Raw genomic sequence first — 14,311 nt, 5'->3', positions numbered from 1 at the left:
CGTATAATCAGTTCTGTAGATTGGTCAATTATCTAAGGATTGAGACCTCCCCTAAATCCCCTCCTTGTAGAGGAGGGGACTTATGATTATTATATATAAATTTTACTTTCACTTTCAATATTTTTGTACTGCTACCAGTAAAAACAAAGACACGCTTTTTGAGAGCGTGTCTTTGCAAAATTAATACCGGTATAATTTTTAGAAATAAAATTTAAATGTTGTCTGGAATTCATCATCTTTAAAATCAGTAGCGTTAGTCGGCTCAGGGTCGCCTTTACCGTTACGTACTAAACGGAAAATGCTTTCGACTTCAAGACCTGTGAGCGGATAAAACACTGCACCAAAGCTGTAACGCTGGCGCTCAGTTGTATTATTTTTAATGCCAAGCGCGTTATCATAATTCTCGTATTGAGCTTTAAGCTCGAGTCCTTTAGAAACACGGATATTTATTTCACCGAAAATAGTGCGCAGGTCAGAGCGCGTTGCAACTGAATCTCTGATATCAAGCCTGTTGTAAGCAAGCTCACCAATTATTGCCACCCTTTCGAATAACCCAATGGAAATGAATCCTGCAGCCATCTGGCGAAGAGCGTTTATGTTATTTGTCGGGTCATATTTGAACGGGTTGCTTAAGAAAGAACCGCCCAGACCGAATGTATATTTTGATTTTTTGCTTGCCCAGCGGAAATCACCCGAAACTGTAACCTGTTTCTGGTTATCGAAATCAAAGCTGTTGTTGCGCTGGTTATTGATATTAACGCTTGAACCGTTTGAGAATCCAGCAGTAAGCGTGAAGAAGCTTGGTGATATTCCCACTTCTATTCCTGCATCGCTGGCATAGGGAGTGTACATATCATTGAACATTCTGTTATAAGCCCTGTGCTCAGCTATTTTTACACCGAAGTTCGGAATAAATCTGCCGGCTTTAAAATATAATCCCGCTGGCAAATTTGATACCATACCGTATATTTCATATTTTGTTGGTAACGGGTTGGGTCCGTATGTATTTGGTATGTACAAACCGGGTGCAACCATTAAATTGATATATTTATTAAGCTGCGCGTTCACATAAAGATCACCCTGCATCTGGAAGAATGTATTGAAGTTGGGATTTCCTTCGCCGGTCTGGTCATCTATGAAGATCATTCTCATATCTGAACCCATTGAAATGCTTTTTGTAAGCTGCGGATCAATTTCTGTGGTCTTGTTGGCTTTTTCCCAGAATTTAAAATACAGGTTATCTTTGCTGTATTTTACACCGTACAGATTTCTCATTCCTCCGCCCGTTGGATTAACATGGCAGCTCTGGCATTTTTCACCGGTATAAGCCGCAAACTTGGGGTATGAATACAAAGCGGAAGTAAAAACGAAGAATAATACGAATACAGCTGAAGCAAAACGTATTTTTGTTTTCATTGTGTGATGTTTGTTTTTAAAATAGTTAATTAATTATCTTAATATCTTTATTTTTTTAATTAAAAACAAAGAATTTATAATTACAGAAGTGTTTATTGTTTGGCACTTCCAATGTGAGTTAAAGCTTGAGTGGCCACATAATGTTAAATTCATAATATATAGTAAAAGATTCAGTTAGATTTCTCAAAAGCAATATATTTAGATCAACGTCTGGATTCTTCATTCACTTCGTTCGTTCAGAATGACAAGAAAACTCTCAAATTATGATCCGATTAATACTCAATATATGATAAGTACTTAACAGTACATATATGCTTAATACCATTTATTATAAGTGGAATTTAGAGTATTTTTGCAGTTAACCGAACATTTTTAATGAAAGAATACTTCAAGTTAGTTAAGCTTTTAAAACCCTACAGGCACCTTCTGGTACTTTCATTTGTGCTGATAATTATCTATTCAGCATGCAATGCTGCTTCGATATATCTTTCGATTCCTCTGCTAAAATCCCTGTTTACAGGCAGTCCCGCAGATCTTTCAGTACTTCCTTCAAAGAATTTTTTTGATTCATTACGGCAAACAGTTGATAGCTGGATCTTTTCAGGCGGTGATAAATACGGTGCTTTGGTGAAGGTCTGCTTGCTGCTGTTTACAGCATACCTGCTTAAGAACATATTCGCGTTTTTACAGGGAATTCTGACCCAGTACGTGGAAAAATCATTAATCACTGACCTCAGGCGGAGGATGTTCGAAAAATTCAATTCCCTTTCACTTAAATATTTTAATGAAAGACGCTCAGGTGATATCGTTTCACGCTTTATTACTGATGTTAACACGATACAGAACACAGTATCTGTTACTTTTACTGATCTTATAAAGCAGCCAGTACTTATAATTACTTTCCTCACGATGGCATTTTTGATAAGCTGGAAGCTTACGCTTATTTCGATGATAACAGTACCTCTCAGCGTGCTGCTAATTATTTACCTTGGCAAAAAGTTGAAGAAATACAGCATCCGCGTACAGGAAAAGCTTGGTGAATTCACTTCAGTAATATCAGAAAACATATACGGCGGAAAGATAATCAGAGCCTTTGGAATGGAAGAGTTCGAAAAAAAACGCTTTGAGTTCAAGCTTAAGGATTACTTCCGCTCCTTAATGAAAAGCGCAGTGTATAACGATATGACGCGTCCTTTGACTGAAATTGTAAGTGTTGCTTTGGGGGTTTTTATTATATGGTATGCGGGCAAAGAGATCTTTGCAGGGAATTCGCTCGCACCCGAAGAGTTTATCGGCTTCCTGCTGATAATCTTTCAGCTTATGTCGCCAATTAAAGATTTCAGTTCAGTATCCAACCGCATACAGGAATCATACGCCTCAGCTAACAGGATATTTGAAATAATTGACGCTAAACCCGATATCGAAGATAAACCGAATGCCAAAGATAAGTCCGGATTTGACAGCAGCATTGAGTTTAAGAATGTGAGCTTTACTTACACCACTGCCGATAGAATGATACTTGAAGGTATCAATTTTAAGATATCTAAGAATGAAAATATTGCAATAGTAGGCTCAAGCGGCGCAGGGAAATCAACAATGGTCGATCTCCTCCCCCGCTTTTATGATGCAACAGGCGGCAGTATTCTGATTGACGGTGTTGATATAAAAGATATTAAGATAAGCTCTTTAAGGAATTTATTCGGAATAGTTACCCAGGAAATAATTCTGTTCAATGATACTATCCGTAACAACATAACTTACGGGCAGGAAGGTATTCCCGAAGGAGATATTATCAACGCTGCTAAAAGCGCTAATGCGCATGATTTTATTGTAAACACAGAAAAAGGGTATGATACAATTATCGGCGAAAGAGGCTTGCGGCTCTCAGGCGGGCAGAAGCAGCGTATTGCAATCGCACGTGCCCTTTTAAAAAATGCGCCCATAATGATACTTGATGAGGCTACTTCATCGCTGGATACTGAATCAGAGCACCTGATACAGGAAGCTATAGAAAGGCTGATGCTGAACCGAACTTCTATTGTTATTGCTCACAGGCTTTCTACAATTAAAGATGCTGACAGGATCGTTGTGGTTGACCAGGGAAAAATCTCGAGTGTTGGCACACATACTGACCTGCTGAGGGATGAAAAGAGTATTTATAAAAAGCTGTATGAAATGCAGTTTGGGTAAGTAAATTCGTTGTCATGCTGAACTTGTTTCAGCATCTGCTTTCAAACACATAGGATTTACTTTTTGAAAGATTTCAGAGTTTTTTAAAATACCCTGAAACAAGTTCAGGGTGACAAGAAAAAAAGAAACTTGAATTAACCAGCTATTTTATAATTGAAAATATCAGGGGTAGTAATAACTAAGAATGAAGAATTGAATATCAGGGAATGCCTGGATACCCTTGTATGGGCTGATGAGATCGTTATTATTGATTCAAACAGCACTGATAGAACCTGCCAGATCGCATCTGAGTTTAAGGCCAAAATTATTACAACTGATTCAGATGTATTCAGCGAAAAGCGGGCAATGGCTTTTGCACATTGCAGCAATGACTGGATACTTTTCCTGGATGCTGATGAGAGGATTACTCCCCGGCTTAAAGAAGAGATACTTTCCCTAACACCTGCCGAAGGCGTTTACGGCTACAGGCTTAACAGGCGCAATCATTACTTCGGGCAATGGCTAAAGCACTCCGGTGTGTACCCTGACAGACATATCCGGCTCTTCAATAAACAGCATGCATCTATAACGCCGAGGATAATTCACGAAGGCGTAGAAGTTAGTGGCAGAGTTGAAGAGCTGAAAAATGACTTTATTCATTATTCATTCCGTGATATGACGCATATGATGGATAAAATAAATCTGTACAGCACCCTTGAAGCTAAAGAAAAGCTGAAAAATAATAAGCACATATCAAAAGCGGGAGTATTCACTCATGCGCTTTCAGCGTTCTTAAGGGTATTCATTTCCCGGAAAGGATATAAAGACCGTTCCGGCGGATTCTTCATCAGCTTCTGTTATTCAATGGTTAGCTTTCTTTCACACTTAAAACTTTTAAAGCTTCAGGGAAAAATATAAGGCAGCGGTATTTCAACGGTAAAAGAAAATATAAATAAATACACAGATATACTGATCTATGTGTTTTTGGGATTGGCGGCATTTTCATCGCAATTTTCAATTGCAACATCATCTATAGGTATAGGCGGCCTTATACTTCTCACAATATTCAAGCTCATTATTTCAAATGAAAAGATTGAAATAAACCGCAGCCTGTTATATCTTTTCGGGGCTTTTATACTTGTACAGGTAGTTTCATCCGCTGTTTGCGGGAATCCGGCTGAGTCATTTGACCACATTTACAGGAAAATTTCTTTATACATAATATTTTTTGTCTCAATTCTATTCATTAAAAATACACAGCACTTAAAGCGGCTGTTTTTAGTTTTAATTGTATTCACAGCTTTGATTTCATTTATTGAAATAACCAGGTTTGCATTTGAGTATATACCGAATCCAAACAGGCCGCTTTCTGAATACAGGCTTGAATATTACGGCTACCCTGTAACAAACGGTGAAATTAAGATGATGATTCTGCTTATCATTATACCCTTTTTCCTAGTAAAGAAAAATTACCTGATGAATAAGCTTTACCTGGCTCTGTTAACCCTTCCGCTTATTGTTACTTTTTACCTGACAAATGCACGCAATGCAATGCTAGCGTTATTTGTATCACTGGTTATTTTAGGGCTGCTGAAGAACAGGTATTTCCTGGGCGGATTGTTAGCGGCTGTAACAATATTTTTAATATTTGCTCCGGCTCCGCTTAAGGAGCGTATCTTAAGCATTGCCGATATTAACCATCCCAGCAATCACTCCAGAATAGTTATGTGGGAAACATCGCTAAAGATAATCAACGATAACCTTTTGCTTGGCGTTGGAGATGTTGATAATAACGTAATTTACAGGATGTACAAAACTCCGCAATACCATGGCGAAGGTTCACACATGCACAGCAATATTTTTCAGATACTGGTAAATTTTGGTGTAATTGGTTTCACCGCATGGCTGGTATTAATGCTGTATATTTTCGCAAAACAGGTAACGGCATGGCTTAAAACCAGGGAGTTTGAATTCCTAAACATACTTGCACTGATTTCAGTTTGCTCTATGACAGCATTACAAATTGCAGGCTTAACTGAATGGAACTTTGGCGATGCGGAATTTGCCGCAATGTTCTGGTTCAATTTAGCACTGGCATTTCTTGCCCTGAAGTTCAAAGCTAAAGGAGATACCGGTAACGATGGCTAAGATAAGCGCAATTGTAATTACATATAACGAAGAGGCAAATATAACTGAATGCCTGAGATCACTCAATTGGTGCGATGAGATAATTGTGGTTGATTCAGGAAGCACTGATAACACTGTAAAGCTTGCCGGTGAATTCTCACAAAACATAATAGTTACCGGAAATATTCCTTACGGCCAAAAGCGTAATATGGGAATAGATACGGCAACGGGTGACTGGATATTTTGGCTGGATGCAGATGAACGCGCCACAGATGAGCTGAAAAATGAGATAACGGGAATTACCAGTGAAAGCTCCCCTTCTACCGAAGCTTTTTTGGTGAACAGGAAGAGCTTTTTTATCAATAAGTTCATAAAACACTGCGGCTGGTATCCTGATTATACTTTAAGGCTGTTCAAAAGATCAACAGGAATAAAGTTCAACACCTCATTAGTACATGAAAAAGCGGTTTATGACGGTAATACAGGCAGGCTAAAAAGTGAAATTCTGCATTATACTGACAGGGATTTTGAGCATTATATCAACAAGCTGAATATATATACTACGCTTAGCGCTGAGGAATTAAAGGCTAAAGGAAGAAAAGCGGGATTTTTTGATATAATTTTTAGACCTGCATTTACATTCTTTAAGATGTATTTTTTGAAATTGGGAATTCTGGATGGATACATGGGACTGGTTTTAAGTACACTTTCATCCATCCATGTTATGACCAAATACTCTAAACTATATTTGATGAATAAACCTAACTCTATTAATTAAAAAGCAGTTAATTTATGGATAATAAAGAAAAAAATACACAATTATTCATGTACTTAGTCGGATCATTTGAAATGTCCGCAATGATGGCAATGGGCAAGATCAAAAATCCGGTAACAGGAAAAACTGAGCGCGACCTGACCCAGGCGCAGTTTTCAATCGATATTATGGATATGCTGAAGGAAAAGACACATGGGCAGCTTTCAGAATATGAGGCTAAATTCCTTGAAAATACACTGGGACAATTGAAGCTGAATTATATTGATGAAGCCAAAAAACCCGAAGAACCGGCAAAAGAAGTTGAAAAATCAGCAGATGACGAAAAAACTGAGCCGGAAATAACAAACCAAACCGGCGAAGATACAAAATGATATTCGGTATCAGGGGAAATATAAATAAAGCAGAACTCGCGCCTATTGTACACAGGCTGGTTAAAGGCCTTGATACAGCAGGCATTGATTACATTTGCGAAAAAGAGCTTGCGGGACAGATAAGAAAAAGATTCCGCGACAGGCTTAAGAGCACATCAATTGATGATGAAAAAGAGATAGTAAAAAAATGTGATTTTATGATCTCTATCGGCGGTGACGGTACTTTTCTGGCTACCGCCAAGCTGGTTGGCAGCAGGAATATTCCGATTATCGGGGTAAACCTTGGCAAGCTGGGCTTTTTGGCTGAAACAAGTACCAGGGAAATTCTGGGATTTGTAAAGAAAGTAGTTAAGGCCGAATACAAAGTTGATGAAAGAACCGTGCTTGAAGCCAAAGCCGTTTCCAACGGCGGCTCAGCCGGAAAAACCATTTTCGGTATGAATGAAATGGTTATAAACCAGAGTGAAATTGTGAAAACGATTGAGATAGGGGTTTACTTTAATAACCAGCTTGTTAACCGCTATCATGCTGATGGAATGATAATTTCATCACCTACCGGTTCAACAGGTTATTCGCTTTCAGCAGGGGGACCCATTGTCTTCCCAAAAACTGAAGTATTTATACTTTCACCGCTCTCACCGCATACATTGACAGCCCGACCTGTAATACTTCCTGATAACGGTGTATTCAAGGTCAAGATAAATTCAAAAGTTCCGGTGAATGTGGTAGCAGACGGTAACAGTATTTTGAAGCTTAAGAGTCCCGCCATTGTTGAAATTAAAAAGGCGCCGTATAAGATAAAAATCGCAAAGAGCCTTAACAGCAATTATTTTAAGGTACTGACAGGCAAGCTTCTTTGGGGTGAAGATAAGCGGAAAAAGAGCAGGTATTGAGGTTGATGGAAAGTTGTCTCCCTGAGGCTTGGGATGAGATGTTGGGGTGATAATCCCCTCACCCTGAGCTTGTCGAAGGGTGGTAAATAAGGTGCTTCGACTTGCTTCAAATGAATGATAGATTTTATATTTAGTGAGGTTGAAGATTCATGAAATAATCAGAGATCATCGTCTGGATTCTTCACTCACTTCGTTCGTTCAGAATGACAAAAGACTTTGTTACCTGAAGCATAATGGGTGTGATTTGGTTTAATGTTGAATCTGATAAGAGCCCTGAAAGGGCTCGACTACAGGTAGTAACCATGTTGCAATGATATTTTTGGTTTTAGCTCTGTTTTCAATCAAAGCCTGTAAAGACGTGCCGCTGGCACGTCTCAATGCAGCAAGCTATGAAAGGGCTCGACTACAGAAGTTTATAATTTTACATTTTACAATATAATTTTAAAACGGGATCCTTCCTGCCTGCACTAACGTTTCGGCAGGCTGGCGTTAATATAACTTACTTGAAAGAATTACTTGGATAGAAGAATCTGGATCATATTTTTAACTGTATTTATTGACCTGCTTGGTTTCGGGATACTTATACCTATTCTGCCGACATTCGCACAGAATGAATTAATGATGAACGAGACATTAATCGGCTTAACAGTTGGTATTTTCTCATTGATGCAGTTCATTTTCAATCCATTATGGGGCAGGTTATCAGATATATACGGCAGAAAGCCGATACTGATATTCGGTTTAAGCGGTAATGTTTTTTCATATATCATTACAGGGCTTGTGCTGGGCGGAGTACTTAAATCTATACCGCTGCTGTTAATTTCAAGGGCGCTGGCGGGATTCTTTTCCGCTAATATAGGCGCAGCTATGGCTTATATAAGCGATGTAACGCCGCCAAAAGACCGCTCAAAAGGAATGGGCCTGATCGGCGCAGCTTTCGGGCTTGGATTCGTTTTCGGGCCGTTCATAGGCGGTATAATGGCAAAACGTTTCGGGTATGACTTCCCTACTTATTTTTCAGCCGTACTTTCAGCAGTAGCGCTGCTGCTGACCGTGTTTTTTGTAACTGAATCATTGCCCAAAGAATTGCGCGGTACAAAAACTATGGGCGGCTTTAATATGAAAAACGGCTGGCGAAAGCTCGTATCAGCCTTAAAGCATCCGCATGTTGGCTTTTTGATTATGCTGTATTTTATAATTGTGTTTTCAATTTCAAATATATTTTCAACTTTCCAGCTTTATGCTGAAAGCAAGGATGGCTTCAGCTTTGATATTGAACAGGTAAGCTACCTGTTCGCTTTCAGCGGACTTGTTGGTGCGATAACTCAGGGTGTGCTGATAAGACCGATACTGAAAATTTTCGATGAACGAAAAGTTTTTATAGCAGGCTGTGTTATTATGGGTGTTGGGTTGGGAACGATACCGTTTTCAAATCACATACTCGCATTGCTGCTGGTCAGCATATTTTTTATGAGCTTCGGCAACGGTCTATTGCTGAGTATCGGGCTCGGTTTAATTTCCAAATTCAGTGAGCGTGATGAACAGGGCGGTATTTTGGGTCTGACACAATCACTGGCATCGTTTGCAAGGTTTATAGGTCCAAGCTGGGGCGGACTGGTTTATCATTATATCAGCTTCGCAGCGCCGTTCTTAACCGGCGGAATTGTGATGATGGGAGCGACTGTGCTGAGTCTGAGGCTGCTTAAGGATAAATACAGGCATTCAAGCAATACGGTTGGTATGTAATTTAGATCTCATTGACTTTAAACTGCATTTTTAAATAATTATTTTTGCCCCTATGTTACCTGATTTCAAAAATAAGATAGTTTTAGCGCCAATGGAGGATGTTACCGAGCCTCCATTCCGCATGGTTTGCAAAAAGCTTGGCGCTGATGTGTTATATACGGAATTTATAAGCTCAGAGGGACTCATTCGCGACGCGCGCAAAGCACGGGAGAAACTGTTCTTCTACGAAGAAGAACGCCCGCTTGCTATACAGATATACGGCGGCAATGAGGATAGTATGGCTGAATCAGCCAGGATAAGCGAAACCGCGAACCCGGATTTTATTGATATAAACTGCGGATGCTGGGTAAAAGATGTTGCGATGCGCGGCGCAGGCGCGGGTCTTTTGCGAGACTTGCCGAAGATGCAGCGTATTGCGGAATCAGTTATGCAGAACACAACACTTCCCGTTACTTTAAAAACCCGCCTGGGCTGGGATGAAAATTCAATTGTAATTGTTGAAGTCGCAAAAATTATGGAATCAATAGGCATTAAAGCGCTTACCGTGCACTGCAGGCTTCGCAGCCAGGGCAATAAGGGCGATGCTGACTGGAGCTGGGTAAAACGCATCAAGGATGCAGGTGTAACTATTCCAATAATTCTTAACGGCAATGTTAAAACCCCGGAGGATGTAAAATTCGCCTTTGATACCTATGAGCCCGATGCGGTTATGATTGGACAGGGCGCGATACAAAACCAGTGGATATTCCGCCAGTCAAAGGAGTATATAACTACAGGTAAATATACAGAACCTGCAATAGATGAGAAGGTTGAAATTTGTATAGAACACTTAAAGCTTAACTGCGCCGCAAAAGGCGAAGAAAGAGGTGTTCTGGAGATAAGGAAATTTTATTCCGGTTATTTAAAAGGACTGCCGAACATTTCAGGATTCAGAATGGAGCTGATGGCAATCAAGGAGATGGAACCCGTGATTGAAAAGTTAATTGAAATTAGGGATCATTATTTACAACTGGCAGGGTGAAATAAAAAAGATAAGATTTTGTGTTTTTCTATTAAGGATTGAGACTGCTTCGCCGCTTCGCTCCTCGCAGAATTAAATAGATTGGCTGAGTTTTTATTCAATAAATTGAATAGCAGGTATTTGAGTGCTTCGACTCCGCTCAGCACGACAAGATTTGTGAATAACTCCCTAAACTTATAGGGGTGTATAAATGTGCTCTAATATAATCCTAATTACTAATTACTAATTACTAATTACTCATTACTCATTATATCAATATCCGTCCCCATCTTTGATCAATTCGTTCTCATCTGTATTATATAATAACACAGATGCTCTGATTGCAAATTCAAGTATACCCCAGAGCGGCTTGGTTGTCCAAGGCACACAATCCTGCCTGTAATACCACCAGAAATAACCGCCAATGAATTTAGGGGTGGTGATATACATATTATAATAACGGTTGATATATTCTTCCTTGCGGTTAGCCAGATTAGTACCGCATTCCCCTATTCCCAAGTTTGAATTCGGGAAGATCACATGAAGGCTATCAAACACCTGCTGCCAGTTTGGCTGGAGATTGTTGCAGTCATCTTCATAGTATGAAACAAAAACGTAATCGAGATTCTGTTTCATATCAGTTGAAATATGGTTATTCACCCAGCGGAACATTTCATTCTGCGGATTTTCCCAGCAGTTCTTATTATAATACAAAGTCAAAGCGGTGCGGTATTGCAGTGATCTCGCTTTATTATATGCATAATTAATTTTGGCTTTAACAGAATCAGCCGGACCGAGCCACTCCCCGTTCACTTCATTACCGACTTCCCAAATATCCACTTTGCTGCCTAAAGTGTTCATATATTCATCAGCGCGAAGCTTATATTGAGCAACTGAATAATCTTTCACATAATAGCTGTCAAGAAGCTCACCCATTATTACAGTAACGCTGTCAAGTTTATTCACAGCCGTGGCATAAGTTGAAGCGGGTACCCATTCATCAAACACGATACGGGTTGTCATTCTGTACCTGTGATTGCCGATAGCAGTTACAATATTGTTAATATTATTAATGCCGTCAATTGTTATTCCGTACATTTTACGGTTTGATTGTGAATGAGAGATCAGCGTAAAGGCAAAAATGATCAGCAGAATTTTATGTAATTTTATCCGTATCATAATTAACAGTATTAATTACATCAAATCTAACTTAAAATACATAAATAAAAATCACCTTTTTAGCTATAATTAAATTATTATTATACATTTAAAACTACCGTAATGGGTATATAAATTCCATAATAAATAAAAAAAGCACCTGCTTAGCAGATGCTTTAAAATTAAATTTATTCAGATATATTAATTTAAAACCTTAATTCTTTCAACTCCATATACCTGTTTAGTATCTGGGTTTTGAATGAATACAACAATATAACATTCTTCAGGAACCCATCTGCTGTTCAATCCGTAATTCATAGATACAGAATTATTTGCGCCGATTGTAATTGCCTGACCGCCGGTACCTGTTATCATGTATCTCATAACATCATCCGGTTGTGTAATGCCGTTTGGAGCGGTAGGATAAAACACATTGTTTTCCATTATTACCATGTGAATCACAGTATTTGATGAAGGCAATGCATTTGCAAGCTGAATATTTGCAGTAACCGTTCCGGTATCGAGATTCACATCATAAACATTATCCAATGTGATATTGAGATAATTGGTGGTTTTAAATTCAGCATTTATCTGGGCTGACCATGTTGATGAAGAATACTGCCCCATGCTGATGCCGTTAAGCCTTCCCTGTGGAGTGTTGTTGACACCGTAGTAATCGCTTCTCCCCTGGTTTTGGGGAATATTTGCCCTGTAGAGTGAGTCAAGAATGTACGGATATTTGGTATGATAGCTTAAAATTATCACACTGGTATCATTTATAGTAGCACCTGAATTCAGGTTTATCTCATCCAGATATCCATGAGCTGCAATACAGGGGTTGCATCCTGCATTCGTGAAAAATTCCACTAGCACTTTTTTGTTCACAGGCTGCGGGATGTAAACAGAGTTTGTTGTTGTATCATTGCTTTCACACCCGTGTATGAGGAGTGCAGCAATTACAAAATAAAAAATTCTCAGATATTTCATTTAACCTTATTAATTAAAGTTATTCATTATTGTCAGCCTGAAACCGTTGAACGGGCTTACATAGCGGCAGATGCCGCTTGAACACTGAATACCGCCGCGTTCGCTTCCGTATGATACTATTACAGTATTGGCAGACGTGAATTTATAAACCAGCTCTCCTTTTATCCAGTATTTCTTTCCGGAAGGATCTTCTTCATCATTGGTGAACTCAGCAGTTCCGGATACAATAATATTCGGCGAGCGTGAAATGCTTAATGTGCTTAGCTGGCTCCAGAAATGCGTATCACCGGAGCGCAGGCTGTTGTAAGCCTGCTGGAATTCAGCATTGAGCTTTACCCCGTAGATCTTGCCGAAAGTATACTGCACTTCAAGCGGAACAGTGAATGTTCTTATAATATCACTGGCAGCCGGATTTATGATGCTGTAAAGAATATTGGTCTTACGTGATACGCCCAGCTTGGTTTTCAGGTTCTTGTTCACGTAATATTCAGCTTCAAAAAACAGCTCCCAATAAGGAGAGAATTCATTTTTAGTTGAAGGCAAAAATGCGCTTCTGTCAATTCTTTCGTATCTTGTCAATGTTGTGGTATCAACATCAACATAGTCATAATGCCTGCTGGTTAATGATGCATTTGCATTAAGAGTAAGCTTGGGTGTTGGTGAATAAAATACATCCACCTGCCAGCCAACTTCATCATTAAAATCAACATTATGCGGAAACCTTGAAAGCAGTGTTGTTGAGTATACTTTTATTGCCGAAGGCGCGTTCTGGAACGGCAATGACTTGAACGGGTCTGTTGCGCTCCTTTGGTCAGGTGTTGTTACATTGAACCTGTAATTCTTATAATCAACGGTAATACCAAATCCTTCGCGAGTATATGAAAGTGACCCGTATGCTCCATCGCCCCTTGGCGCTTTTGACTGAGTGAAAATTGAATTAGGCTGATTTATTGTAACTTTGTTTGCATAAGAAAACAAAAGATTGAATCCTTTATAATTCAGTCCTAAATTTCCTTCAAAGATCTCAGCGGTAATATCTGTATTAATAGTACCGGTTGGAATTTTACCTTCAGTATAAAGATAAGAACCACCGAGAGAAATATACTTGACCGGTGAAATACTGAAATTAGCTGCGCGAATGCTGTAAGTTTCAGTTCTTGCGGTATCATTAATATCGGTGTAATCAAGTCCGCCGGCAACTATTGTTCCGTTGAACTTAACATTACCTTTTTTACCGAAAGAACGCTTATAGTTCACTTTACCGCCGTCAAACATTGTATTCCACCCAATCGGGCGGCTTTCAAATGAATTTAAAGTTAGCCCGCTTGCGAAAACTTCATAGAAGTTTCCTGCGCGCACTGTAAAATCTTCTTTTTTGAATTCTAGGAATCTCTGCGAAATTCCTTTAACAGATTTACCGAACTCGATCGGGTCGTCATATTCATACCTAACGCCTGCCATAAATTCATTAACAAACAGCCTGGCATCAAGTAATTCTTCAAAATATTTTTTATTTACATCACCGGTTAAGCTGTTTTCAACACCGGTACCATAGCGAAGCAGGTTGCTGGCTGATACCCTGACATTCAGCTTGGGCTGAGCAGCAACTGAAGCTGATATTAAAAATAAAGCAACAAAAAATAAAACTGCCCCCGTATTTTTTCGCATT

The 14,311-nt window shown here is 39.2% G+C and carries 12 protein-coding genes; 8 read left to right on the top strand and 4 right to left on the bottom strand.

The features are described 5' to 3' along the window. Positions 1-198 precede the first annotated feature (198 nt). Positions 199-1,416, bottom strand: coding sequence for a hypothetical protein (locus J0M37_11075; protein ID MBN8585627.1), 1,218 nt, complete (start codon positions 1,414-1,416; stop codon positions 199-201). A 375-nt stretch (positions 1,417-1,791) separates the two neighbouring features. Between J0M37_11075 and J0M37_11070 the strand changes: the two genes are divergently transcribed. The 8 genes from J0M37_11070 (at position 1,792) to J0M37_11035 (ending at position 10,518) form a co-directional block, all read left to right on the top strand. After that, positions 1,792-3,606, top strand: a complete 1,815-nt coding sequence (locus tag J0M37_11070) for an ABC transporter ATP-binding protein (protein ID MBN8585626.1) — start codon at positions 1,792-1,794, stop codon at positions 3,604-3,606. Positions 3,607-3,759: 153 nt separating this feature from the next. After that, complete coding sequence (locus J0M37_11065) at positions 3,760-4,503, top strand: glycosyltransferase family 2 protein (protein MBN8585625.1); 744 nt, start codon at positions 3,760-3,762, stop codon at positions 4,501-4,503. Positions 4,504-4,575: 72 nt separating this feature from the next. Continuing rightward, the gene (locus tag J0M37_11060) at positions 4,576-5,733 is read left to right on the top strand and encodes an O-antigen ligase family protein (protein ID MBN8585624.1); all 1,158 of its coding nucleotides are present in this window, start codon (positions 4,576-4,578) and stop codon (positions 5,731-5,733) included. Beyond that, positions 5,726-6,490 (top strand): glycosyltransferase family 2 protein, encoded by a 765-nt coding sequence (locus tag J0M37_11055; GenBank protein MBN8585623.1) that lies wholly within the window; start codon positions 5,726-5,728, stop codon positions 6,488-6,490. Before J0M37_11060 ends, J0M37_11055 begins: the two co-directional genes overlap by 8 nt. A 14-nt stretch (positions 6,491-6,504) precedes the next feature. Next, positions 6,505-6,858, top strand: a complete 354-nt coding sequence (locus J0M37_11050) for a DUF1844 domain-containing protein (GenBank protein MBN8585622.1) — start codon at positions 6,505-6,507, stop codon at positions 6,856-6,858. Then, a complete protein-coding gene (locus J0M37_11045; GenBank protein ID MBN8585621.1) occupies positions 6,855-7,751 on the top strand; it encodes an NAD(+)/NADH kinase in 897 nt (298 codons plus the stop codon). The genes J0M37_11050 and J0M37_11045 overlap by 4 nt, the downstream gene beginning before the upstream one ends. 516 nt (positions 7,752-8,267) lie before the next feature. Then, positions 8,268-9,497, top strand: a complete 1,230-nt coding sequence (locus tag J0M37_11040; GenBank protein MBN8585620.1) for an MFS transporter — start codon at positions 8,268-8,270, stop codon at positions 9,495-9,497. Between the two features lie 52 nt (positions 9,498-9,549). Then, a complete protein-coding gene (locus J0M37_11035; protein MBN8585619.1) occupies positions 9,550-10,518 on the top strand; it encodes a tRNA-dihydrouridine synthase in 969 nt (322 codons plus the stop codon). Between the two features lie 252 nt (positions 10,519-10,770). On the opposite strand, the gene J0M37_11030 is transcribed toward J0M37_11035, so the two are convergent. From J0M37_11030 to J0M37_11020, 3 genes are all read right to left on the bottom strand, one after another. After that, entirely contained in the window at positions 10,771-11,676 is a 906-nt protein-coding gene (locus J0M37_11030; protein ID MBN8585618.1) for a hypothetical protein, read from the bottom strand. Between the two features lie 180 nt (positions 11,677-11,856). After that, positions 11,857-12,642, bottom strand: a complete 786-nt coding sequence (locus J0M37_11025; protein MBN8585617.1) for an Omp28-related outer membrane protein — start codon at positions 12,640-12,642, stop codon at positions 11,857-11,859. Positions 12,643-12,651: 9 nt separating this feature from the next. After that, positions 12,652-14,310: a hypothetical protein gene (locus tag J0M37_11020; GenBank protein MBN8585616.1), complete on the bottom strand. Its 1,659-nt coding sequence runs from the start codon at positions 14,308-14,310 to the stop codon at positions 12,652-12,654. Position 14,311: the final 1 nt, after the last annotated feature.

It is taken from the genome of Ignavibacteria bacterium (assembly GCA_017303675.1).
Lineage (GTDB): Bacteria > Bacteroidota > Ignavibacteria > Tepidaquicellales > OLB5 > OLB5.
Note: the sequence above shows the minus strand (reverse complement) of the source record. Positions and strands in the feature narration are given on the sequence as shown.